At 45.4% G+C, this 25,475-nt stretch carries 19 protein-coding genes, 3 tRNA genes and 4 rRNA genes; 6 read left to right on the top strand and 20 right to left on the bottom strand.

Annotated features, from left to right (window positions below):
• Positions 1-78 precede the first annotated feature (78 nt).
• The 3 genes from leuO to GZK95_RS12565 all read right to left on the bottom strand — a co-directional run bounded on the left by leuO (position 79) and on the right by GZK95_RS12565 (position 2,926).
• On the bottom strand, positions 79-1,029 hold the full coding sequence (gene leuO / locus GZK95_RS12555) for a transcriptional regulator LeuO (protein ID WP_075708883.1): 951 nt from the start codon (positions 1,027-1,029) through the stop codon (positions 79-81).
• 319 nt (positions 1,030-1,348) lie between these two features.
• Positions 1,349-2,395, bottom strand: coding sequence for an MJ1255/VC2487 family glycosyltransferase (locus tag GZK95_RS12560; protein ID WP_075713413.1), 1,047 nt, complete (start codon positions 2,393-2,395; stop codon positions 1,349-1,351).
• On the bottom strand, positions 2,396-2,926 hold the full coding sequence (locus GZK95_RS12565) for a phosphatase PAP2 family protein (RefSeq protein WP_075713411.1): 531 nt from the start codon (positions 2,924-2,926) through the stop codon (positions 2,396-2,398).
• Positions 2,927-3,430: 504 nt separating this feature from the next.
• On the opposite strand from GZK95_RS12565, the gene leuA reads away from it, so the two are divergent.
• The 5 genes from leuA (at position 3,431) to GZK95_RS12590 (ending at position 9,249) form a co-directional block, all read left to right on the top strand.
• Positions 3,431-4,978: a 2-isopropylmalate synthase gene (leuA, locus tag GZK95_RS12570; protein WP_075708880.1), complete on the top strand. Its 1,548-nt coding sequence runs from the start codon at positions 3,431-3,433 to the stop codon at positions 4,976-4,978.
• An 80-nt stretch (positions 4,979-5,058) separates the two neighbouring features.
• A complete protein-coding gene (leuB, locus tag GZK95_RS12575) occupies positions 5,059-6,150 on the top strand; it encodes a 3-isopropylmalate dehydrogenase (RefSeq protein WP_075713409.1) in 1,092 nt (363 codons plus the stop codon).
• Positions 6,151-6,341: 191 nt separating this feature from the next.
• Positions 6,342-7,742 (top strand): 3-isopropylmalate dehydratase large subunit, encoded by a 1,401-nt coding sequence (gene leuC, locus GZK95_RS12580; protein WP_075708916.1) that lies wholly within the window; start codon positions 6,342-6,344, stop codon positions 7,740-7,742.
• A 12-nt stretch (positions 7,743-7,754) separates the two neighbouring features.
• Entirely contained in the window at positions 7,755-8,357 is a 603-nt protein-coding gene (gene leuD, locus GZK95_RS12585; protein ID WP_075713407.1) for a 3-isopropylmalate dehydratase small subunit, read from the top strand.
• 109 nt (positions 8,358-8,466) lie between these two features.
• Complete coding sequence (locus tag GZK95_RS12590; RefSeq protein ID WP_075708877.1) at positions 8,467-9,249, top strand: DUF547 domain-containing protein; 783 nt, start codon at positions 8,467-8,469, stop codon at positions 9,247-9,249.
• A gap of 323 nt (positions 9,250-9,572) precedes the next feature.
• Here GZK95_RS12590 and rrf (GZK95_RS12595) read toward each other — a convergent pair.
• The 16 genes from rrf (GZK95_RS12595) to GZK95_RS12670 all read right to left on the bottom strand — a co-directional run bounded on the left by rrf (GZK95_RS12595) (position 9,573) and on the right by GZK95_RS12670 (position 23,658).
• Positions 9,573-9,688 (bottom strand): 5S ribosomal RNA (gene rrf, locus GZK95_RS12595).
• Between the two features lie 18 nt (positions 9,689-9,706).
• A tRNA-Thr gene (locus GZK95_RS12600) sits at positions 9,707-9,782 on the bottom strand.
• 101 nt (positions 9,783-9,883) lie between these two features.
• Positions 9,884-10,000 (bottom strand): 5S ribosomal RNA (gene rrf, locus GZK95_RS12605).
• A gap of 93 nt (positions 10,001-10,093) precedes the next feature.
• Positions 10,094-12,985, bottom strand: a 23S ribosomal RNA gene (locus GZK95_RS12610).
• A 304-nt stretch (positions 12,986-13,289) separates the two neighbouring features.
• Positions 13,290-13,365: transfer RNA gene (locus GZK95_RS12615), tRNA-Ala, on the bottom strand.
• 42 nt (positions 13,366-13,407) lie between these two features.
• A tRNA-Ile gene (locus tag GZK95_RS12620) sits at positions 13,408-13,484 on the bottom strand.
• 64 nt (positions 13,485-13,548) lie between these two features.
• Positions 13,549-15,098: ribosomal RNA gene (locus GZK95_RS12625) — 16S ribosomal RNA — on the bottom strand.
• Together the 16S, 23S and 5S rRNA genes with 3 tRNA genes alongside form the textbook arrangement of a ribosomal RNA operon.
• A 478-nt stretch (positions 15,099-15,576) precedes the next feature.
• Complete coding sequence (locus tag GZK95_RS12630; RefSeq protein ID WP_075709059.1) at positions 15,577-16,833, bottom strand: HD-GYP domain-containing protein; 1,257 nt, start codon at positions 16,831-16,833, stop codon at positions 15,577-15,579.
• A 109-nt stretch (positions 16,834-16,942) separates the two neighbouring features.
• Positions 16,943-17,344: a VOC family protein gene (locus tag GZK95_RS12635; protein ID WP_075709057.1), complete on the bottom strand. Its 402-nt coding sequence runs from the start codon at positions 17,342-17,344 to the stop codon at positions 16,943-16,945.
• A 70-nt stretch (positions 17,345-17,414) separates the two neighbouring features.
• The gene (locus tag GZK95_RS12640) at positions 17,415-18,413 is read right to left on the bottom strand and encodes a LacI family DNA-binding transcriptional regulator (RefSeq protein WP_075716031.1); all 999 of its coding nucleotides are present in this window, start codon (positions 18,411-18,413) and stop codon (positions 17,415-17,417) included.
• Positions 18,414-18,514: 101 nt separating this feature from the next.
• Positions 18,515-19,255, bottom strand: coding sequence for a chitin disaccharide deacetylase (gene chbG / locus GZK95_RS12645; RefSeq protein WP_075716030.1), 741 nt, complete (start codon positions 19,253-19,255; stop codon positions 18,515-18,517).
• Between the two features lie 32 nt (positions 19,256-19,287).
• A complete protein-coding gene (locus GZK95_RS12650; RefSeq protein WP_075716029.1) occupies positions 19,288-20,610 on the bottom strand; it encodes a 6-phospho-beta-glucosidase in 1,323 nt (440 codons plus the stop codon).
• A gap of 12 nt (positions 20,611-20,622) precedes the next feature.
• Positions 20,623-20,931, bottom strand: a complete 309-nt coding sequence (locus GZK95_RS12655; protein ID WP_075709053.1) for a PTS lactose/cellobiose transporter subunit IIA — start codon at positions 20,929-20,931, stop codon at positions 20,623-20,625.
• Between the two features lie 33 nt (positions 20,932-20,964).
• A complete protein-coding gene (locus GZK95_RS12660) occupies positions 20,965-22,299 on the bottom strand; it encodes a PTS sugar transporter subunit IIC (RefSeq protein WP_075709052.1) in 1,335 nt (444 codons plus the stop codon).
• 106 nt (positions 22,300-22,405) lie between these two features.
• Positions 22,406-22,711 (bottom strand): PTS sugar transporter subunit IIB, encoded by a 306-nt coding sequence (locus GZK95_RS12665; RefSeq protein WP_075709051.1) that lies wholly within the window; start codon positions 22,709-22,711, stop codon positions 22,406-22,408.
• Between the two features lie 266 nt (positions 22,712-22,977).
• The gene (locus GZK95_RS12670) at positions 22,978-23,658 is read right to left on the bottom strand and encodes a serine protease family protein (RefSeq protein ID WP_139315091.1); all 681 of its coding nucleotides are present in this window, start codon (positions 23,656-23,658) and stop codon (positions 22,978-22,980) included.
• A 300-nt stretch (positions 23,659-23,958) separates the two neighbouring features.
• Here GZK95_RS12670 and GZK95_RS12675 point away from each other — a divergent pair, with 300 nt between their 5' ends.
• Positions 23,959-24,888 (top strand): Gfo/Idh/MocA family protein, encoded by a 930-nt coding sequence (locus tag GZK95_RS12675; RefSeq protein ID WP_075709049.1) that lies wholly within the window; start codon positions 23,959-23,961, stop codon positions 24,886-24,888.
• Between the two features lie 84 nt (positions 24,889-24,972).
• On the opposite strand, the gene GZK95_RS12680 is transcribed toward GZK95_RS12675, so the two are convergent.
• Positions 24,973-25,413 carry a MarR family winged helix-turn-helix transcriptional regulator gene (locus GZK95_RS12680; RefSeq protein ID WP_075709048.1) on the bottom strand — a complete coding sequence of 147 codons (441 nt, stop codon included), beginning with the start codon at positions 25,411-25,413 and terminating at the stop codon, positions 24,973-24,975.
• Positions 25,414-25,475 lie beyond the last annotated feature (62 nt).

The following is a 25,475-nucleotide window of genomic DNA, read 5'->3' on the forward strand; positions in this document are numbered from 1 at the left end:
TTGGTCATTTAAGCAATTAGTTAGAAATAAGCAGATCGTAAAGCAACGTTATTTCAATCAGTTGCGTAGCGCTTAAACTTACTCGCCTTCGCGGCAAACTTCCATCAAGCGATCTCGTAACCAAATATGTCCTTGGTCTTTTTCATTAGACTCGTGCCAGCTCAAGTAACCACTGATGGTCTTATTGCTCAGTGGTGTAGGCATGATCTGCAGTTGATCTTTATTGGCTGCATTTTCAACCATCCAACGCGGTGCGATCGCGATTAACTCTGATTGCCCCACCACGTAAAGAAGGTTACTTAAACTTGCTCCTTCATAAGAAGCGCTGACATCAACACCTTGATATGCTTGCTCAGAGATCCCTTGTTGACCATCGACTTTAGATAGCTTTGCGTGTCGCTCGTTTAGTAGTGCGTCGCTTGAAATAACGTGCTGTAAGCGAGGGTGTGATTGACTTGCAACAACAACCAACTCATCTTTGAATAACTCAACATTGTGTACGCCTTGCTCTGTAAAGCAACGGTAATCAATCACCAAGTCCAGTGCTTGGTTACGCATCCGTTCCGTAATGTTCTCATCATATTCAGCATCAACATGCAACTTCACTTGAGGAGCATGCTCTTGGATATAAGACAAGATGCGCGGAGCAAATCGCATATCACATGGGCTACATAATGAGAGGTTAAATTGGCGTGCAGATGTTTCTGGAGCAAAGTCCGCGGTTGGCAATTGACTGCGAATCAGCTGTAAAGCTTGGCGAATAGGCACAAACAGCTGTCTTGCTCGTTGTGTTGGCTGGATGCCGCGACCTTGACGAATAAACAACTCATCACTGAACATCACTTTTAGGCGCGCAACCGCATTACTTACGGCAGGCTGAGACATGCCTAGATTGTGTGCTGCACGAGTAATGTTCTGTTCCTGCATCACAGCATCAAACACAGTCAGCAAGTTTAGGTCTACGCTACGCAGCACAGACTCCATACGATTATTAATAGGAGAAGTTACAGTGGCTTTGATATCAGTCATCGATCGAGTCCCAAGAGTCTAATAAGAAAAACAGCTAAGAAAACAACCGCACTCTTAGCCAAATTGAACAGGTGAATTATTCATTTTTCAGATAATTACTTATTAATTGGGACTATTGACTAATTGAATATAGCTTGGCAAATCAATTGAGAACAGATCATAAATTTTTAGTATGAATCAATGGAATTTCTTTTAAATCAAAGTTTTAATTATATATATAAAAAAGACTAAATTGATGTTTATACCAGCTAAAAACCTCTCATTAACACTTGGTAATAAATGAAACAAAAACTATTTCAAGGCATTACAAGGTAAACCACTAAACATTGATAACGTAACTCGGAAAATCAACCTTCCCCCATAATTGCTGCCTCAACTGCTCCGTGTTATCCCATTCTTTATTGAGTATCCAGTCAGTAATTGCGCCTGCTACATCAGGATAAACCACACGCTCACCCGGAGTTTCATCCAGCCAACGGCGTACCACACTAGCATCAAGATGCTCCATACTGCTCGCCAAGCCGAGTTGCTCTAATGTTGCTACATTTGATAGTTGCTCGAACTGACCACCAAGCGGCTTTAAGAGTAGTTTTTTTCCCAGTGTCAGCGCCTCTGATGGCAATTCAAAGCCACCATTGGCGATAATGCCGGAGCAACGATTGAGATAATGGTGGAACTTGTCAAAGCTCAGTGGATTAAAGTGAATATTCTCAATCTGCGTCGGCTCAATTATATGTGGGTGAAAACAGATAAATGCTTGGTTTGAAAAACGCAACAACAAGTCACTAATGTCATCAATATTCTCGAAAGGCAGATAGACCAATACTGATGTATCCGACTCAACCTCTTCAGGCTGAGTGTGTACGATCGGCGGTAAAATCGGCTGATCAAAGTGGTGCCAATGCAAGCCTATGTTTCGGCGACTGGGTGCAAAATAACGAATTACGCACTTATCAATCCAACTCGCCCCACGCAATGGAACAGAGTAACGAAAGGCGTTTTGATGACTAATGCTAATCACCGTTTTGCCCTGCCGCTTGGCGGCCCACGCGGAAACCGGCTCAAAATCATTGAGGATAAGATCGTACTCAGACAAATCTAACTGCGTCACCTCTCGCCAAAAACAACTTAGGTTGTTACTCATTACCGTTTTAAAATAGCTCACCTTTCCCTTGTCAGCAGTAAACGTTAGCCCACGACAGAGCTGGTAATCACCAAAAGGATCCATGGCAAAATATTTGTTGGCCTCGCGCCCAGAAAAAAGAAAATCAATCGCTATCCCGCGTTGTTTGAATGCGGAACACATCGCTCGCGCTCGCGCGATATGCCCATTGCCAGTGCCTTGAACACCATAAAGAATCTTCATCTATTGCACTCCTAACCAATGCAATGATGCACTCGCACAACTCAAACCAAGCAACGCACCAAAAACAATATCCGTAAGAAAATGTACACCTAATAAAATGCGCGACAGAGCAATTAGCCCTGCCCACATAAAGGCGAATTCTGTCACGCTAGGGTAAAATTGACTGAGTAACGTCGCGATGAGGAACGCAGCCGCAGTATGCCCAGAAGGCAGGCTGTAACGATCGGAAGGCGTGATAAATGAGGGAATCAATGGACTAAGCTCAGTTGGGCGCCGACGCTTAAATAGATTTTTACTCAACCAGTAGATCGGTAGCTCAAGCATAAAAGCCAGCACTCCAGCAAGTAAAAACCGCTGACCAACCTCACCATCTAACCACCATGCCAATGTCCCTATTACCAAATACAAGTGTCCATCTCCTGTATGGGATATCGCTCGGCTAACGCGAGAAATGGGCTGACTGAAACGGTTTTGCAGACAAAAAAGTGAAAAGGCCAAATCAAGCTTGGCAATCGATTCCATTGAGCGCATGCACTATCTCCGCTTTTATTGCACTAGCGATAAAGTTAGAAGAGAACAATGACAGCGCGGTGACGCTTTCGCGTGATTCTGATGACATTTTACTCAAGCATCCGCTTAGGGCTTAGTGATAGATATCGCTAATACGTACCCACTGAGCAATTGATAATAAGCTAGCGATAAATGTCGCACTGCACTGATGAGTGGAAAAAAAATAACCAATTTTGTCATTTACGGTTGACTCATCATGCTGAGTACGGTACTAATTCTATTAACTTAAATATGTGGATTCATTAACTCTCATAGGAAGTAGTTAACAATGACAATGCATTTCTCTATTCTGCTGAGCCTCCTCCTGATCGTGAACACATCGCGCGGGTAGGCTGTGGAAGAGAAATAACCACACGGAATTACAAAAAACCCGCAACAGATTGCGGGTTTTTTTATGTTCAAATACAGGAAGTAAACGTTTAAATCCCCGTAGCAAGCGGATAAACGACGGATAAGGAAGCAATTATGAACGATCAAGTCATCGTCTTCGATACCACTTTACGTGATGGCGAACAGGCATTGTCAGCCAGTTTGACGGTAAAAGAGAAACTGCAAATCGCCTATGCCTTAGAGCGTCTTGGTGTTGATGTGATTGAAGCCGGTTTTCCTGTCTCCTCACCGGGTGATTTCGAGTCCGTGCAAACTATCGCACGTAATATCAAAAATAGCCGAGTTTGTGCATTATCTCGTGCAGTGCCTAAAGACATCGATGCCGCGGCAGAAGCATTAAAAGTCGCCGATGCTTTTCGCATACATACCTTTATTTCTACCTCTACTGTACATGTACAAGACAAGCTAAGACGCAGTTACGATGACGTCGTTGAGATGGGCGTCAAAGCCGTCAAACACGCTCGCCAATATACGGATGACGTTGAGTTTTCGTGTGAAGATGCTGGTCGAACACCAATCGATAATCTTTGTCGCATGGTCGAAGCGGCGATCAACGCAGGCGCAACTACTGTGAACATCCCTGATACCGTCGGTTACACTGTTCCAAATGAGTTTGGCGGCATCATCGCGACTCTATTTAATCGTGTTCCGAACATCGACAAAGCAATCATTTCCGTGCATTGCCATGATGACTTAGGGATGTCGGTTGCAAACTCTATCGCTGCAGTTCAAGCGGGGGCTCGTCAGGTAGAGGGAACCATCAATGGTATTGGTGAGCGTGCGGGTAACTGCTCGTTGGAAGAGATTGCGATGATCATCAAAACTCGCCAAGAGTTGCTAGGGGTTCATACCGGTCTAAAACATGATGAAATTCATCGCACCAGCAAGCTCGTCAGCCAGCTATGTAACATGCCTATTCAAAGCAACAAAGCCATTGTGGGTGCCAACGCTTTTAGTCACTCATCTGGAATTCACCAAGATGGCATGCTTAAAAACAAAAATACCTATGAGATCATGACGCCAGAGTCAATTGGTCTTAAAAACCAAGCCCTTAATCTAACCTCTCGCAGTGGTCGCGCTGCTGTTAAAAGCCATATGGATGGCATGGGCTATAAGGAAGATGAGTACAATTTAGATGCCCTGTATGCAGACTTCTTGAAACTAGCAGACCGTAAAGGACAAGTCTTTGATTACGACCTAGAAGCGCTAATGCACTTCTCTAACCTGCGTGAAGAAGATGACTTCTATAAATTGAACTATCTAAGCGTTCAGTCAGGTAGCGTGATGGCGACAACCAGTATCAAAATTCAATGTGGTGATACCGAGAAGAGCGAAGCCGCGGTAGGCAATGGCCCCGTCGATGCCCTTTACCAATGCATTTACCGCGTGACGGGTTACGACATTGTTTTGGATAAGTTCGATCTAACCGCCAAAGGCGAAGGTGAAGATGGTTTGGGTCAAGCCGACATCATCGCTAACTATAAAGGGCGTAAGTACCATGGTACTGGTGTCTCGACCGACATCGTCGAAGCTTCAGGACAAGCATTGCTGCACGTAATCAACAGTATCCATCGTGCAGATGAAATTGAACAAATGAAGCAAAAGAAGATTGCCACTGTATAGGGTGACAAACAAACACTGCCTATAGCGGTGTTTGAATAAATTAAAAAAGCAGCACAACGCAAAAAAGTTAAAGGACGACCATGACAGACAAGAGATACAAGATCGCAGTACTAGCTGGCGATGGGATTGGCCCAGAAGTAATGGTACAAGCTAATAAAGTGCTTGATGCCATCGAAAAGAAACATGCCATTCATTTCGAACGCGAAGCGCACGATGTGGGCGGGATAGCAATTGATAACCATGGCACACCTCTACCTGACAGTACGGTCAAAGCCAGTGAAGCAGCCGACGCAGTCCTATTTGGTTCTGTCGGTGGGCCGAAATGGGAGCATCTGCCACCCAATGATCAACCTGAGCGTGGCGCCCTGCTACCTCTGCGTAAACACTTCCAGCTATTTTGTAATCTGCGCCCGGCACAAATCCATTCGGGCCTAGAAGCCTTCTCACCTTTACGCGCTGACATATCTGAACGTGGTTTTGATATTGTCGTGGTACGTGAGCTAACCGGTGGTATTTATTTCGGCCAACCTAAAGGGCGTGAAGGCGAAGGGGCAAATGAAAAAGCCTTTGATACCGAGGTTTATCATCGTTTTGAAATTGAGCGCATCGCAAAGATTGCTTTCGAATCTGCTCGCCTACGTCGTAAAAAAGTCTGCTCAATCGATAAAGCTAACGTACTACAAAGCTCTATTCTATGGCGTGAAGTGGTTGAAGAAATCGCCAAAGATTACCCGGATATCGAGCTTTCACATATGTACATCGACAACGCGACGATGCAGCTTATCAAAGATCCTGCGCAATTCGATGTGATGCTATGTTCCAACATCTTTGGTGACATCATTTCCGATGAGTGTGCAATGATCACTGGCTCAATGGGTATGCTTCCCTCGGCCTCTCTAAACGAAAGTAAGTTCGGTTTGTACGAGCCTGCTGGCGGCAGCGCACCTGATATCGCAGGCAAAAATATCGCTAACCCAGTCGCGCAAATCCTATCTGCAGCACTGATGCTACGTTACAGCTTAGGTGAAGAAGCCGCAGCTCAAGATATTGAAGCAGCGGTAAGCAAAGCCCTAGCAGCAGGTGAACTCACCGCAGATCTCGCTGGCAATAAACCGGCGCTGTCGACCTCTGAGATGGGCGATAAGATCGCAAGCTACATTCTAAATTCATAATCAAACACAACAGAATAATTAAAGTCGTTAGACAATACACTGAAGCCAATGCCTTAGACATTTCCTCTAAGTCATTGGTGCTGCAACAAGGCAGCGATATCAATCAAACCCGGGAGCTGAGCACACTCAATGACCGGAAGGATTAAAAGAGCTAACGCGGTTGCAGTGACAAGGACGACGGGGAAAAATAAATGGGCAAAACATTATATCAAAAAGTCTACGACGCACACGTTGCTGTCGCAGCGGAGGGTGAAAACCCGATTTTGTATATCGACCGACATTTAGTGCATGAGGTGACCTCACCACAAGCATTTGATGGGCTACGCGAGAAAGGACGTAAAGTACGTCAAGTGAGCAAGACCTTTGCCACTATGGACCACAACGTATCAACCACAACCAAAGATATTAATGCTTCCGGTGAAATGGCGCGTATCCAGATGGAAACGCTGTCTAAAAACTGCGAAGAGTTTGGCGTTACCCTTTACGATATCAATCATAAATACCAAGGCATTGTGCATGTCATGGGACCAGAGCTAGGCATTACTCTGCCAGGTATGACTATCGTCTGCGGTGACTCACACACCGCCACACACGGAGCTTTTGGTTCACTGGCATTTGGTATCGGTACATCAGAAGTTGAGCATGTACTAGCAACACAGACGCTAAAACAAGCTCGTGCCAAAACCATGAAAATCGAGGTACAAGGCAAAGTTGCTCCGGGTATTACGGCGAAAGATATCGTGTTGGCGATTATCGGTGAAACAACAGCCGCTGGCGGTACAGGCTATGTGGTTGAGTTCTGTGGTGAAGCAATTCGTGACTTAACCATGGAAGGCCGTATGACTGTATGTAATATGGCGATCGAACTGGGCGCAAAAGCGGGCCTGATTGCACCGGATGAAACCACCTTTGACTACGTTAAAGGGCGTAAATTTGCACCAACTGGAGCAGATTGGGATGCTGCGGTTGAGTACTGGCAAACCCTACGCACTGATGAAGATGCTGAATATGATGCGGTCGTCACTTTGCAAGCTGCCGATATCAAACCTCAAGTCACTTGGGGAACCAACCCGGGTCAAGTTATCGCAGTAGATGCACCGATTCCCGCGCCAACAAGTTTTACTGATCCAGTTGAAAAAGCTTCAGCTGAAAAAGCACTGGCTTACATGGGTTTGGAAGCGGGTAAATCCCTGTCTGACTACTCTGTCGATAAAGTGTTTGTTGGCTCTTGCACCAATTCACGCATTGAAGATATGCGTGCCGCCGCCGCGGTAGCAAAAGGGCGTAAAGTCGCCTCTCATGTTCAAGCGCTGATCGTGCCAGGTTCAGAACAAGTTAAAGCGCAAGCGGAAGCGGAAGGTCTAGATACCATCTTTAAAGACGCTGGTTTTGAATGGCGCTTACCAGGATGCTCAATGTGTTTGGCAATGAATAACGACCGCTTGGGGCCTCATGAGCGCTGTGCTTCCACCTCAAACCGCAACTTTGAAGGTCGACAAGGGCGTGATGGTCGTACCCATCTAGTGAGCCCTGCGATGGCCGCTGCCGCTGCGATTGCGGGTCACTTTGTTGATATTCGTGAATTGGACTAAGGAGAATCAAACATGTCAGGTTTTAAACAACATACTGGTTTGGTTGTCCCATTGGATGCAGCCAACGTCGATACCGATGCCATCATCCCAAAGCAATTTCTACAGAAAGTATCGCGCTTAGGTTTTGGTAAACACCTATTTCATGACTGGCGTTTTCTTGATGACGCGGGTGAACAGCCAAACCCTGAATTTGTAATGAATGCACCACGCTATCAAGGCGCTTCAATTTTACTTGCCCGTGAAAACTTCGGCTGTGGTTCTTCTCGTGAACACGCCCCTTGGGCGCTCGCTGACTACGGTATTAAGGCGATGATCGCCCCAAGCTTTGCCGATATCTTCTACGGTAACTCAATCAACAACCAAATGGTACCGGTGCGCCTAACCGAGCAAGAGGTCGATGAGATTTTCCAATTTGTTGACGCCACCGAGGGTGCGCAAGTAGAAGTGGATCTGGAAGCCAACGTGGTTAGAGCAAATGGCAAAGAGTACGGTTTTGAAATCGATAGCTTTCGTCGTCACTGCTTGCTCAATGGTTTAGACAATATTGGACTAACCCTGCAGCATGAAGAGAAGATCGCTGAGTATGAGAGTAAAATCCCGAGCTTTTTAGCTTAAAAAATACCTCTAAAGGTTGGCAATCGCCAACCTTTTTTATCTCATTTGAAATATTTGTTTCTTGGTATAGGTCTAATAGATAACGTGTTCAAAACATAGAGTAATATCGATGCCTAGATTCGCTATTGTCACCCTTGCGCTATTTTCACTACCACTGTACGCCGCACCAGAGGCGAAACTTTGGAGTTATTGGCAACAAAGTAATGAAAGCAATTCTACCGAGATCTCCCATCAAGCTTGGCAAGAGCTCCTCAATCGCTATATCTCTGAACAAGGTGAACACAACCTTTTTGCGTACAAAGCAGTTACGCAAGAAGATAATGCAAAGCTCGACAACTACTTAAACCAAATGGCCCAAGTAAACCCACTGCAATACTCGAAAGATGAACAGTATGCCTATTGGGTTAATCTCTATAATGCGATTACCGTTGATCTTATCTTAGAAGCATACCCAGTGAGTTCTATCACCAAGTTGGGTGGTCTATTTAGCTTCGGACCTTGGGACGAAGATGTGATTACCATCAACGGTAAAACGATCACCCTTAATGATATTGAGCATCGAATTTTGCGCCCTATCTGGCAAGAGCCCCGCACTCATTACGCGGTTAACTGTGCCAGTTTAGGTTGCCCTAACCTACAACAACAAGCGTTTAGCGCCGATAACACTGAGCAATTACTTGAGAGTGCCGCAATAAGCTTTATCAACAGTAATAAAGGCGCTCAGGTTGAAGGCAACAAGTTAGTCATCTCTTCAATTTATGATTGGTTTGGTAAGGACTTCGCAATTGATGGTGGAGTAAGGGCGCATATAGAAAAGTATCGACCAAGTCTAACAAACGCACCTGACAGCATTGATTATGAATACAACTGGTCGCTGAACGAAAAACGTTAACGACTAAAACGAAAAAGCCCCGACCTAATGGTGGGGACGCCTAGTCCAGGGCTCTAAAATATTACCTGGCGATGTCCTACTCTCACATGGGCGGTGCGATGGTTCGACACTTCGACGTTTCGCAAACACACTCTACCTTTCCAAGTTCTAACTCACTAAAACGAGAAAGCCCCGACCAAAAGGTCAGGGCTCTAAAATATTACCTGGCGATGTCCTACTCTCACATGGGCGGTGCGACGTTTCGCAAACACACTCTACCTTTCCAAATTTTAACTCGCTAAAACGAGAAAGCCCCGACCAAAAGGTCGGGGCTCTAAAATATTACCTGGCGATGTCCTACTCTCACATGGGGAAGCCCCACACTACCATCGGCGCTACTTCGTTTCACTTCTGAGTTCGGCATGGAATCAGGTGGGTCCAAAGCGCTATGGTCGCCAAGAAAATTCTTTTTTGTAACTGGTGCTGATACCCAGAATCGAACTGGGGACCTCATCCTTACCAAGGATGCGCTCTACCGACTGAGCTATATCAGCACACAAAATCTGTGTCCTAGGGGACTAAAAAAGCCCGTTCTTGCAAACGGGCTTTTTTAACTGTTGTCTTCACCTTTAAAAAGGCAAAAACCAAAATTAAAGCCTGGCGATGTCCTACTCTCACATGGGGAAGCCCCACACTACCATCGGCGCTAATTCGTTTCACTTCTGAGTTCGGCATGGAAATCAGGTGGGTCCAAATCGCTATGGTCGCCAAGCAAAATTCTTTAATTCGGAAAGCTGTTTTTGTGTTCTCTACACAATCAAGTTTTGTTCTTTCTTTGAGTCCATCAAAACCCCTTGGGTGTTGTATGGTTAAGCCTCACGGGCAATTAGTATCAGTTAGCTCAATGCCTCACAGCACTTACACACCTGACCTATCAACGTCGTAGTCTCCGACAACCCTTTAGGATACTTAAAGTATCAGGGAGAACTCATCTCAAGGCTCGCTTCCCGCTTAGATGCTTTCAGCGGTTATCGATTCCGAACTTAGCTACCGGGCAATGCGTCTGGCGACACAACCCGAACACCAGAGGTTCGTCCACTCCGGTCCTCTCGTACTAGGAGCAGCCCCTTTCAATTCTCCAACGCCCACGGCAGATAGGGACCGAACTGTCTCACGACGTTCTAAACCCAGCTCGCGTACCACTTTAAATGGCGAACAGCCATACCCTTGGGACCGACTTCAGCCCCGGGATGTGATGAGCCGACATCGAGGTGCCAAACACCGCCGTCGATATGAACTCTTGGGCGGTATCAGCCTGTTATCCCCGGAGTACCTTTTTATCCGTTGAGCGATGGCCCTTCCATACAGAACCACCGGATCACTATGACCTACTTTCGTACCTGCTCGAATTGTCATTCTCGCAGTTAAGCGGGCTTATGCCATTGCACTAACCACACGATGTCCAACCGTGTTTAGCCCACCTTCGTGCTCCTCCGTTACTCTTTGGGAGGAGACCGCCCCAGTCAAACTACCCACCGGGCACTGTCCGTAACCCCGATTAGGGGTCGACGTTAGAACATCAACACTACAAGGGTGGTATTTCAAGGACGGCTCCACACATACTGGCGTACGTGCTTCAAAGCCTCCCACCTATCCTACACATGTAGGGTCAATGTTCAGTGCCAAGCTGTAGTAAAGGTTCACGGGGTCTTTCCGTCTAGCCGCGGGTACACTGCATCTTCACAGCGATTTCAATTTCACTGAGTCTCGGGTGGAGACAGCGTGGCCATCATTACGCCATTCGTGCAGGTCGGAACTTACCCGACAAGGAATTTCGCTACCTTAGGACCGTTATAGTTACGGCCGCCGTTTACCGGGGCTTCGATCAAGAGCTTCGACCTAAGTCTAACCCCATCAATTAACCTTCCGGCACCGGGCAGGCGTCACACCGTATACGTCATCTTACGATTTTGCACAGTGCTGTGTTTTTAATAAACAGTTGCAGCCACCTGGTATCTGCGACTCTCAATAGCTCCATCCGCAAGGGACTTCACCGTCAAGAGCGTACCTTCTCCCGAAGTTACGGTACCATTTTGCCTAGTTCCTTCACCCGAGTTCTCTCAAGCGCCTTGGTATTCTCTACCCGACCACCTGTGTCGGTTTGGGGTACGATTCCTTACAATCTGAAGCTTAGAGGCTTTTCCCGGAAGCATGGCATCAATGACTTCACTACCGTAGTAGCTCGACGTCGTGTCTCAGCCTTAAAAAAGAGCCGGATTTACCTAACTCTTAAGCCTACGCACTTGAACCGGACAACCGTCGCCAGGGCCCACCTAGCCTTCTCCGTCCCCCCATCGCAATTGTAAGAAGTACGGGAATATTAACCCGTTTCCCATCGACTACGCCTTTCGGCCTCGCCTTAGGGGTCGACTTACCCTGCCCCGATTAACGTTGGACAGGAACCCTTGGTCTTCCGGCGAGGAGGTTTTTCACCCCTTTATCGTTACTCATGTCAGCATTCGCACTTCTGATACCTCCAGCATGCTTTACAACACACCTTCAACGGCTTACAGAACGCTCCCCTACCCAATAACTAAAAGTTATTGCCGCAGCTTCGGTTTATAGCTTAGCCCCGTTACATCTTCCGCGCAGGCCGACTCGACTAGTGAGCTATTACGCTTTCTTTAAATGATGGCTGCTTCTAAGCCAACATCCTAGCTGTCTAAGCCTTCCCACATCGTTTCCCACTTAGCTATAATTTGGGACCTTAGCTGGCGGTCTGGGTTGTTTCCCTCTCCACGACGGACGTTAGCACCCGCCGTGTGTCTCCCGGATAGTACTTACTGGTATTCGGAGTTTGCAAAGGGTTGGTAAGTCGGGATGACCCCCTAGCCTTAACAGTGCTCTACCCCCAGTAGTATTCGTCCGAGGCGCTACCTAAATAGCTTTCGGGGAGAACCAGCTATCTCCGGGGTTTGATTGGCCTTTCACCCCTAGCCACAAGTCATCCGCTAATTTTTCAACATTAGTCGGTTCGGTCCTCCAGTTGATGTTACTCAACCTTCAACCTGCCCATGGCTAGATCACCTGGTTTCGGGTCTATATCCAGAGACTGAACGCCCAGTTAAGACTCGGTTTCCCTACGGCTCCCCTAGATGGTTAACCTTGCCACTGAATATAAGTCGCTGACCCATTATACAAAAGGTACGCAGTCACAGGACAAGCCTGCTCCTACTGCTTGTACGTACACGGTTTCAGGTTCTATTTCACTCCCCTCACAGGGGTTCTTTTTCGCCTTTCCCTCACGGTACTGGTTCACTATCGGTCAGTCAGTAGTATTTAGCCTTGGAGGATGGTCCCCCATATTCAGACAGGATAACACGTGTCCCGCCCTACTCGATTTCACTGAACACACATCGTCAACTACGGGACTATCACCCTGTATCGTCGGACTTTCCAGACCGTTCGTCTAACGTGTATAAAGCTTAAGGGCTAGTCCAATTTCGCTCGCCGCTACTTTCGGAATCTCGGTTGATTTCTTTTCCTCGGGGTACTTAGATGTTTCAGTTCCCCCGGTTTCGCCTCGTTATGCTATGTATTCACATAACGATACTTACTTATGTAAGTGGGTTTCCCCATTCGGAAATCCCAGACTCAAGTGGCTTTTACTGCCTAATCTGGGCTTATCGCAAGTTAATACGTCCTTCATCGCCTCTGACTGCCAAGGCATCCACCGTGTACGCTTAGTCACTTAACCATACAACCCGAAGGAGTTTCGAGTTGATGTTCAAATCACCAAAGTTGTCTGCAATTTTTATACATGATGCAGACTCGATTTTGCCGGACTCAAATATTTCTTTTGCTTTCTAAAAGCGAAAACAAAAGCCAAGAACACTTGAATGTGTTTTTGTGTATTCAATAAATGAATACTTTGAGAACTTTACAAACAACAATAAATTGTTGTTTTGTCAGCTTTCCCAAATTGTTAAAGAGCTAGATTTTACTTTCTACTTAAAGAAAGAAACCATTTTTAAGAACACTTAATCAAATGTGCTTAGAGATGGTGGAGCTATGCGGGATCGAACCGCAGACCTCCTGCGTGCAAGGCAGGCGCTCTCCCAGCTGAGCTATAGCCCCATCAGGTGTTGATACTGTGTGCCAATTCCTTGGGATGGGAATTGGTGGGTCTGAGTGGACTCGAACCACCGACCTCTCGCTTATCAGGCGAACGCTCTAACCACCTGAGCTACAGACCCAGTATCGTCTCTTAATTACAAACCGTATCAATCTGTGTGAACACTCATCGCAATAATCATCGTATAAGGAGGTGATCCAGCGCCAGGTTCCCCTAGCGCTACCTTGTTACGACTTCACCCCAGTCATGAACCACAAAGTGGTGAGCGTCCTCCCGAAGGTTAAACTACCCACTTCTTTTGCAGCCCACTCCCATGGTGTGACGGGCGGTGTGTACAAGGCCCGGGAACGTATTCACCGTGGCATTCTGATCCACGATTACTAGCGATTCCGACTTCATGGAGTCGAGTTGCAGACTCCAATCCGGACTACGACGCACTTTTTGGGATTCGCTCACTTTCGCAAGTTGGCAGCCCTCTGTATACGCCATTGTAGCACGTGTGTAGCCCTACTCGTAAGGGCCATGATGACTTGACGTCGTCCCCACCTTCCTCCGGTTTATCACCGGCAGTCTCCCTGGAGTTCCCGACATTACTCGCTGGCAAACAAGGATAAGGGTTGCGCTCGTTGCGGGACTTAACCCAACATTTCACAACACGAGCTGACGACAGCCATGCAGCACCTGTCTCATAGTTCCCGAAGGCACCAAAGCATCTCTGCTAAGTTCTATGGATGTCAAGAGTAGGTAAGGTTCTTCGCGTTGCATCGAATTAAACCACATGCTCCACCGCTTGTGCGGGCCCCCGTCAATTCATTTGAGTTTTAATCTTGCGACCGTACTCCCGGCGGTCTACTTAACGCGTTAGCTCCGAAAGCCACGGCTCAAGGCCACAACCTCCAAGTAGACATCGTTTACGGCGTGGACTACCAGGGTATCTAATCCTGTTTGCTCCCCACGCTTTCGCATCTGAGTGTCAGTATCTGTCCGGGGGGCCGCCTTCGCCACCGGTATTCCTTCAGATCTCTACGCATTTCACCGCTACACCTGAAATTCTACCCCCTCTACAGTACTCTAGTCAGCCAGTTTCAAATGCAATTCCGAGGTTGAGCCCCGGGCTTTCACATCTGACTTAACTAACCACCTGCATGCGCTTTACGCCCAGTAATTCCGATTAACGCTCGCACCCTCCGTATTACCGCGGCTGCTGGCACGGAGTTAGCCGGTGCTTCTTCTGTCGCTAACGTCAAATCCATACGCTATTAACGCATGAACCTTCCTCACGACTGAAAGTACTTTACAACCCGAAGGCCTTCTTCATACACGCGGCATGGCTGCATCAGGCTTGCGCCCATTGTGCAATATTCCCCACTGCTGCCTCCCGTAGGAGTCTGGACCGTGTCTCAGTTCCAGTGTGGCTGATCATCCTCTCAGACCAGCTAGGGATCGTCGCCTTGGTGAGCCCTTACCTCACCAACTAGCTAATCCCACCTAGGCATATCCTGACGCGAGAGGCCCGAAGGTCCCCCTCTTTGGCCCGTAGGCATTATGCGGTATTAGCCATCGTTTCCAATGGTTATCCCCCACATCAGGGCAATTTCCTAGGCATTACTCACCCGTCCGCCGCTCGCCGCCCATAGACGCACCCGAAGGATTGTTTATGTCGCTGCCGCTCGACTTGCATGTGTTAGGCCTGCCGCCAGCGTTCAATCTGAGCCATGATCAAACTCTTCAATTTAAGATTTTGTTCGACTCAATGAATACTGAACATTACATAGTAATGTTTGAATTGACTGTGCTGCTATTTCTAGCAATGGTCACTTCGTTTCATTGAAATCTAATTTGAAGCCTAAGCTTCTAATTTGGATTATCATCAACGAGTGCCCACACAGATTGATAGGTTTGAATTTTTAAAGAGCTTGCTTTGAAAGTTTCTCTCAAAGCGGAGGTGAATTCTAACGAGATAATTGAAAGAGTCAAATACTTTTTTCAATTTATTTTCTCAGAAGCTTTCACTTCCCTGACTATCGCTGAAGCCTTGTGGCGTCTGCCCTGTCAGTGGAAGCGCATTATAGGGAGCTTAAATTTATTGGCAAGCCCTATTTGCATTTTTTTCCACAAAAAATGCTTAACTGAGCAATAGTTAAACAGCAACTAGTTTACACCCACATTAACCTCAGGTTACTCAGTGCTTATGCACAAAATCCTGTGTATAACTAATCTTCGCTATCAAAGAAATATGAAATTCTCGCTCGAGGATTTAGGTACTCTTTTACTTTATCAGGCAGTTTATTGGGTAAAACTGCGTTAACTATCTTTATCTCTTTTTGCGCGAGGTCGATAATTGGTGCCTGTGCTCTTGGCACAGATGGATCGTAAACCAGTACATTAGGGTAAAGTAGATTCGCTGAGTTAACCGAAATCACCATACCCACCATATTATTCGACAGTTGAACAACCGTACCCGGTGGATAGACCCCCATAAACTTAATTAATATGCTCAGATTCTCACTGTTATAGAGATGCTTGCAGTTCTTATATAAATGAGACAATGCGATGTACGGGATTTTTTGCTTTGCGACAACTTGGTTATGGCAAAGCGTGTCGTAAGCATTTGCTACTGCAACAATCTGTGTAAAACAGTCTATCTGATCCCCTTTCAAACCCGCCGGATACCCTGAGCCATCAATTAACTCGTGATGGTTCGCGATGACAGTTAATGCGCTTTCTGGAAAACTCTCAATATGTTGAGCCAACTCCAGGCCATACTTGGTATGCAATTTCAGATAATTGCTTTCTGGTTCTGTAAGAGGAGTGGTCTTGCGTAAGATAGCTGTGGGTATTTTGACTTTACCCATATCATGAAATAGAGCCGCAAATGCCAACTGCTTAATCGCTTCGGCATTCATCTTCTTGGCTTTACCAATCAACATGGATAAAACCGCTACGTTAAGCGAATGAAAATAAATATCTTCAAACTCACTTTTGCCGTTCATCATATGTAACGTGACATCTTCGTCGGATAGCAGTCTGTCAACAATGTCTTCAACTAGCAGTGTCGCTTCATTAACCGCCTGTTCAGGTCGATTACGAATCTTGGTCATCACTGCTCGCATTCGGGCAAGGGAGCGCTCAAACTCTTTCTCACAGTCAACTACGCGTCTACGATAAGCACTCATTGTCTCAATGCGCTGAAGTTTCTCTTCCCACAATTGATTGGCACGCTTATCCATTGCTTCATTGGTTTCTGCTTCAATAGCCTCTACGACCTCTTGGACAGGAAGAGGATCCGTATCGCTTTGCTGCATGTTTACGTAGACGTACTTAATTCCCAAGTGACGAATGATTCGCACTTGTTCATGACTTTTGATTTTGAAGCTATTAAAAAGGAAAGGGTGATCGTTCCATTTGACTGGCAATCTGACATGCAAGCCAGGTTGAATACGATCGACCGTGATCTTGATACTTGCCACGCTTGTAAAACTATCCATCAACCAAAACGTGGCACATTCTAGGTTATCGACTGACTAAATTCATCTCTATATCTTATAAGTGAGACGAAAAGTCGGTTTATTCCATAAATTAGTGGTCACAATGGAGCATCCAACGCACACCAAACTGATCCTCTACTTTCCCAAATCTTGCCCCCCAAAAAGTATCAGCAAGTGGCATCATGATGTGTCCACCATGGGAAAGCTTATCAAACAAGCGCGCTTGTTCGTCGAGATTATCCATCACTATGGACAGTGCGACATTATTACCCGCGACCTCATTAACGACCATACCGTCTGACAACATCAACTTAAGACCAAAAGCTTCAATCTCAGAGTGCATGATCCAATTGGGGTTTGCCCCCTCGATGGGTTGGGGCGCATCGCGAAAGTACTGCTTGGTTAAAACCACGCCTTCAAAACAACGGGTATAGAACTCTAACGCTTCTTCGCAGCGCCCTGCAAAAAAAAGATATGGTGTTAACTGATACATAGCTTCCCTCAAACTCGTTGTTTTAAATAAGGATAGCTAACTCTCAGTAGAAGTAATTAGGACTTTAGTCCTAACTCAAATAGCGATCAGCCTTACCCACGACTAGTTGCGGGGTAAACTCATGTGTGTGCTTTTTGCCATTACCCGCGAGTAAATCCATCAAAACCTGTACCGCAGACTGAGCCATATCGTTAATTGGGAAACAAACGGATGTCACGGCTGGGTATAGCTCCTTGCACCGCTCGACACTATCAAAACTGACAATAGAAATATCTTCTGGCACCTTAAGACCTTGCTCATGCAAATACTGCATGGCCCCCACCGTCATTTCTTCGCTACAAGAAAAAATGGCGGTCAGTTCGGGGTGTCGTTCAAGCAACTTCTCAGTCGCCTCATAGCCACTTCGAGCCCCATAGTTTCCCTCTTCACACCATGACTCGTTGACGACAATACCTGCTTGAGACATTGTATCGAGATAACCTTGCTTACGCTGCAAACTATTCTCACGACATGTCGGCCCGGTAATACAACCAATTAATCGATGATTCTGCTGCAATAAATGAGTAACTGCCATTGAACTTGCAGTATGGTGGTTAAAACCAATGCAGCGCTCCTCAAGGCTTGGAACGACTCGGTCTAACAATACGAATGGAGGGTGTTGCTTGGCAAGTTCAACTAAATCGTCATCACTTAAATGGCGGCTATGAAGAATATAGCCATCACAACGTAAATCATGAAAACGCTCTATCGCATCTCGCTCCCCCTGTTTAGAGTGATGCCCCTGAGCTGTAATTAAGAATTTAGCGTGTAGATCAAGTTCACTTTGAACCTGCTCCATCATTGCGCCAAAAAAGCCACCCGTGTAGTAGGTAACCAGTAACCCCATCATATTGCTTGAAGATGTCGCTAAAGAGCGAGCTATCGCGCTAGGACGGTAGTTTAACTCGGCCATTGCCTGTTCAACTTTCTTACGCGTTTCCTCTTTAAATTTCCCCTCACCATTAATGATTCTTGAAACTGTTGAACGGTTTACGCCCGCAAGCGCCGCAACATCTTTGATTCTAGCCATATAACCTTCATGAAAAATGAGTGAAAGAGAAAAAAAGCTGCCAGTAACTAAACGTTAGGGGGAAATGAAACTGACAGCAGTTATGATACACAGAGATAGTGCTACGAATAAGTAAGAGCAGAGTAATCCGTGACTTGGATATCACGCTCGACTAAGAATGAGATGAACTCTTCTGAGGTTAAGGTTTGCAGTTCTTGCTCCCTCGGAGCAAGATAACTACTCATTGCTCTTAGTTGGGCATCGACCTGAGCTGGATGGCACATCACCTCCAAGACATCACATTCCTTTTGATACTCTAACATTAACGCGACAGCATCTTTCACTGTGGTTTTATCATCATAAAATTTTTCGGTGAATTGATAGCGCACCGTGCTTTCTTGGTCGTTAACCAAACCAATACCACGCAATGGCACACCATAATGCTTTGCAACACGCATCACGACTGGAGCAATTTGTGGATGCGTGTGGGCATGATGATGACCATCAATATGACTCAAGGTCAATCCAAGCGCTAAGTAGTGCTCAACTTGAGCGACAACTTCAGCGTGGATTTCGTCTGGGTCAAAATCGCGCTTTTGCCAAAATTTAGGAATCGCGGGGAAAAGACCATGCTCATCAACGATTGTACGACCATTTGTTAGCGGCTTACCTGCGGTAAATCGCAGATGCAGTCCGATTTTCAGGTCAGGCATACTAGCAGCCAACTTTACCGCATGCTTTTCTCCTGGCATATCAACCATAAAGGTTGTAGAACGAACAACGCCATGACGGAAAGCGGCAGCCACTCCATTGTTCACCCCTTCCGTTAAACCAAAGTCGTCAGCATTAAAAATAACTTTCATCTTTTCCCCAACTACGTTTCCTAATTATTACGCTACAGCGTAGTAAGCCTAAACTGAGGTAGATACTCTGCGTTTTCACGTAAAATATCGTTCAGGATCGCCTTGGCACGTTTTATATCCGGAACCAATGGATTATTCGCCAATGCCATCAAAGCTTTGTCGTAATCACCAAACACAGCAGCATCAATAGTTAACTGCTCATAAGCTTTAACTTGATGAAGCAAGCCCAGTACGTTTGCTGAAAGTTGACCAACTGATACAGGCTTCGCCCCCCAGTTGCCCACAACAGCACTACACTCAATGACTGCATCATCGGGAAGTGTGTTAATCGCGCCGTTATTTGGAACATTAACGACATGGATTCCGTTGCGGTTGTTATAGATGGCATCGACTAAGTTAAGTGATGCATCTGAATAATAAGCACCACCTCGCTCCTCAAGCTCTTTTGGCTTAACATCAAGATTCACATCTCGATAGAGCTCAAACAGCGCTTCCTCCGTCACCATAACCTGTTCAGCACGCGTACCTTTTTCTGTCGCACTCTCCTTTTCTTCCGCTAGCATCGCATCTGTTTGATAGAAGTAACGATGGTACGGACATGGAATGGCACCCAAGGCTTTTAGGAAGTCCGGATCCCACGGCTCTTCAAAAATATTCTTCATACTGAAGTTGGCACCATCACCCACTTTTTCGATGACAGTTTCGGTAATGTCCTCACCATTTAACCACGCTTTATGTACCCACACTAAATGGTTTAGCCCGGCAAACTCTAGCTGAAGTTCTTGCGGTTCACACGCCATCATTTCAGCAACCATCATACGCATTGATACAGGAACGTTACATAAACCAATGCTCTTTACTTTGGTATGCTTGTTGACTGCCTCGGAAACCAAACCTGCCGGATTAGTAAAGTTTAACATCCAAGCATTTGGCGCCAGTTCCTCAATATCTCGACAGATATCAAGAATAACAGGAATGGTTCTTAACGCTTTGGCGAAACCTCCTGGCCCGGTTGTCTCTTGACCAATAACATCGTACTTAAGCGGAATACGCTCGTCACTGGCGCGAGCTTTTAAACCTCCGACACGAAACTGCGTCATTACAAAGTCAGCCCCTTTGATAGCCTCACGGCGATCTGTACTGGCTTTGACAATAATATCCGCGCCAACTTTGTTAACCATACGCGTCGCCAACGCGTGAATTATCTCGAGTTTTTCTTTACCTGCGTCAATATCCACTAAGTGAATTTCTCGTACAGGCAAAAACTCGCGACGCTTAATGACACCTTCAATAAGCTCAGGTGTGTAACTACTACCACCGCCTATGATGGCGAGCTTTAGTGCACCTCTTGCCATATTACCACTCCACTATCCAACAGACTTTTGATGTAAGGCGACGATTTCCGTCGCCAGTTCGTGGGCAAGAATGGTTGTCATGAGGTGATCTTGCGCATGCACCATAACCAAAGTCATTGGCACTTTACCTTGACCTTCGTCTGCTTCAATTAGCTGAGTCTGCATCAAGTGCGCTTTATTTAAACACTCTTTTCCAAGTGCTAGTTTTTCTTGTGCTTGGTCGAAATCATCTTGTCGAGCTAACTTCAGCGCTTCATAACATAGGCTTCGTGCTTCACCTGCATTACAGATAATTTCCATCACAACCATTTCTTGGTCCATGTTTCCTCCCGAAAAATAAAACTAAAATTTTAATTATGCTGTTACGCCTTGACCTGACACTTCTTGCTCTGCTGGCTTGTCTTTTGTTGCACCTTCTTCTTCCTCAAGAATCTGTTTCTCAAACATCTTGAAGAATGGTAGGTACAAGAAGATATCTAAAATAATCAATGCAATAACCAGTAATACCGGTGCGAATGTCCAACCGCTACCCCACGATGCACCAATAATGGCAGGTGTTGTCCATGGTGTGGTTGCAACCCCCATCCCTACAAATCCCATGTGCACAGCAAAGTAAGCGATGGTTGCATTAAGCATCGGTACCAAAACAAATGGCAGGAACAATGTTGGGTTTAAAACTAAAGGTGTACCAAAAATAACCGGTTCGTTGATCTGGAAGAAACCAGGCACCACACTCATTCGACCAATACTCTTCAAGTGAGCTGAGCGACTAAATGCCATCAACAGTACTAAGGCCAAAGTTGCACCCGAACCACCGATGAAAATGTAGAAGTCCCAGAAAGGTTGAGTGAACACGTTTGGAATAGGTTCACCCGCAATAAAGGCTGCGGTGTTCGCACCAATGTTGGTAAGGAAGATTGGCGATAGCAAACCAACCACAATTGCCGCACCATGAATACCCGCAAACCAAAGTAGTTGACACAAGAGAAGAGCGCCAAGAATCGCTGGTAGAGAATTTGATGCACTGACCAAAGGCTTAAACGCTTCCAGAATCAAGTCAGGGATCAACATGCCAAATTGCGCTTGCACAAAAATACTCAGAGGATAGAGCGTGACAAACACAGCGAGAACTGGCAACAGTACTTCGAATGAGCGCGCAATAGCCGGTGGAACCTGCTCAGGCATACGAATGGTAATATTGTTCTTTTTCATAAATCGGTATAGTTCAACCGCAAAGAAACCACACAGCACGCCAGTAAACACACCTGTACCACCCATATGTTGGGTTGGCAGTCCACCATCTTTAAGTGGTGATGCCACGAGTAAGTAGCACATCAGTGAAAGCGCAGCACTTGTAATACCATCCATCTTGTAGGCTTTAGCTAAGCTGTAGGCCACGCCCAAGGAGATGAAAATCGTCATAATGCCCATCGTCATATTGAACGGCATCATAATGGTATCAAAATGAGTAGAGGCAAAATCTAACCACGCGCGTCCAAATGCATTCTGCGTATCTGGGTCAAATGGTGGGAAGGCGAAAATCAATATAAAACTACCGACGATAATAAAAGGCATTGCGACGATAAAACCATCACGCATTGCTCTTACATGGGGTTGGTTACCCACTTTTATTGCCAAGGGTGCTATATGTTTTTCGACAAATCCTAATATCGAATCATAAAGCTTCATAGTGTCCATCCTTATTTTTGGCACGAAAAAGCCTGCACCATAAGAGTGAAAATTATGGTGAGATTGCTTTGTGCTTAATATTTAATTTTTAGTTTTTTGGAATAATTTAATTAATGAGCGATAACGCTTGATCAAGCACCGCATCACCTTTCATCATTCCATAATCTTGTGGCGAGATAGCCGCAACATTCTTACCGTGCTCATCCGCAACCTTCTTCAGTTCTTCAAGTTGAAAACGTACTTGAGGTCCAAGCAAACACACGTCGTATTCTTTGATAGCATCATTGAAAGCATTCACAGCGAGAGCCTCTATATGGCACTCTAAGCCACGGCTTTCTGCTGCTTGTTCCATCTTTCTAACTAGCATGCTCGTAGACATACCAGCGCTACAACAAAGTAAAATCTTTTTCATCACCCAGCTCCGTTATTGGTTATTTATCAACCTGACAGAACTGTAGCAAAAATGTGCAGAACAAAAAAGCGCAACCGGTTGCATCAAGCGTGAACACAATCCCATTTTTTGACATTTAAGTGTTTTTCATCGCTATAAAGGAGATCGGAAATTCGGTGAAATATAAAGAAAACTCATTTACTAATGAGTATTAATTTGCCGCAGTTTATTAAATTACAACTTCATCAATAATAAGCAGAGTCATTATTTTAGAAAGGGTTATATTGTCATCTATTCCTATTTTGAATATTGCGCTTCATAGCTTCAGTGTCGAGCAAGAAATCAGTTGAGAGCAGGGCTTGGCTTTGCCCACTCGATTGTTGGGTAGACGCATAAAACTCAGCCAGTTCATCTATCAGCCACCCTCGAACGAATAACAGCGGCACAAACAATGATATGCGTTCTGTTTCTATCTTGGTTCCATCTTGCAGGCGTACTTCATACACTTTTGCCGAAATAATCCCAACCAACTCTGAATTCGAATTATAAACGCCACCGCCGCTCATTCCTGATTGAACTGGTGCATCAGCAATACTCGCAGGGCACTGTTCAAACAGCTCATGGCCGGGTAAATAGATATCACGGTAATATTGCCCTTCTCCTATCAATGTATTGCCAAACATATCTTTGCCTACGGTCATCACGCTTTGGTATGAATAAATAATGCCAAGGGTTGGCAGAGGTTTAGTGCGATTGTCTTGCTCAATTAGCGCCAAATCACAGTGAGGGTGATAAGCAATAACCCGACTGTAATCGAGCTCTGCGACATGCTTGGCCGTCAGGCTAACTTCGGACGTTAGTGGTACGCTAGTACCATGACCACCAAATACATAAGGGATGCCGATTGGCAAATAGTGGACAAAGGGAGCATCACTACCTGCTTGCGCGAGCTTTCCATTTGAACTCACGCAACCCTGTAGAACTAACAAGATAACCAAACTCGTAAGGTGAAGAACATTCATCAATATAGAGATCTAGATCACAATACATCTTAAAACCCTAGTTAATGACCGATTAATCAACAAGGTGAAAACCAATTTTTATCCCATTAACTAATGTGAGGTAAATCAATTAGCGGATACATCGATTCAACGATTGCAACTAACTAATGAGTAATTGATTACTTATTTGTGACTAATTCGAGGTTTCTCAGTGACGGGAATATGCATGATTTACTCTCCTGTAAGAACAAGATTGAGGCAGTAAAAATGAAAGTAGCACTGATTGGTCTAGGAGATATTGCAACCAAAGCGTATCTGCCCGTTCTTAGCCAAATACAAGATATTGAACTGATCCTATGTACTCGCAATGAGCAAGTACTAACAGCACTTGCTCATCAATACCGGATAAAGACGTTCGTCAGCGATTACAAGAAGCTTATCGCTCTTAATATCGATGCGGTGATGGTTCATTCTGCCACCTCAACACACAGTGAAATCGCGTCATTTTTCTTAAGTCATGGCATCGCGACCTTTGTCGATAAACCTCTAGCGGATCGATATCAGCATGTAGAAATGTTATATGAACTGGCAGAACGGCATCAGGTTCCGTTGTATGTCGGCTTTAATCGACGCCATATCCCACTTTACAATCATCACCTACCGACCCTGCAGCAAGGAAATATTGCAGATATTTTGAGCTTTAGGTGGGAGAAAAACCGCTTTCAATTACCGGGTGAACTGAATACTTTTATCTTTGATGACTTTATTCATCCATTAGATAGCGTCAACGTAACAGCAAAATCAACCCTAGATGATGTGTATGTCACCACACAGCGCCAAGGCAATCAATTAGCTCGCCTTGATGTGCAGTGGCAACAAGGACAAACCCTACTCCATGCCTCAATGAATCGGCAATTTGGGATCACCACCGAACGGGTACAAGTGTGTTTAGAAAACCAAGTTTATGAGTTTGACTCTTTCACATCGGGCGTGAAATTAAGCGAAAGTAAGCAAGAAAAGATAGCGGAGAAAGATTGGACGCCAATGCTAAAGGGGAAAGGTTTTCATAGCATGATGGATGATTGGTTTAGTGTCGTACGCAATAACAAACTCGATAACCAAGTTGTTCAGCGTAACCTCGCAAGTCATCACTTAGCTGAGTTGTTGTATCAGAAAATACGAAAAGAGATCGCTTAAAAACCAAGAGGTCGCATTCAAAACGACCTCTTCATTAATTGAGTTATCGAGAAAATATTACCATCCTGATAAGCCTTAGAAAAATTATAGCTTAAAGATAGTCTTGAGAATTTCGTTTGCCTTATGCAGATCTTCATCAGTGACATTACTCAATCGGTCTTGATAACGAGAATAAGCCACAAGGTCTTTTTCTCTATGGTGCTCGTAAACCACCATTCCTTTTTCCGTTAATATGAGTCTTTGCTTACGTTTATCTGCTGGGTGCTCCGTTCTATCAATCAGCCCTAGCTCAGCAAGCTTATTTAGAGTCTGGGAAATTGCCCCTTTGGTTTTGTAGGTAACAGCTACGATATCTGATGCAGTAACGATGTCATGTCTACCGATATAATCAATGATATGCACTTCATGAACCAGCAAATTATCTTCCGTTCCATACGGTCGACTGACCTTGCCATACGCTGAGATTTTATCTGCCACAATATTAAGCGTATCCATTAATTGGCTAATTTCTGTTAGGTCCTTCATCGAAGCTCACTTTTTATTAATTTTCAGTAATATAAGTCGTTATCCACGCGACTTCAAGACAA

It is taken from the genome of Vibrio panuliri (assembly GCF_009938205.1).
Classification (GTDB): Bacteria; Pseudomonadota; Gammaproteobacteria; order Enterobacterales; family Vibrionaceae; genus Vibrio; species Vibrio panuliri.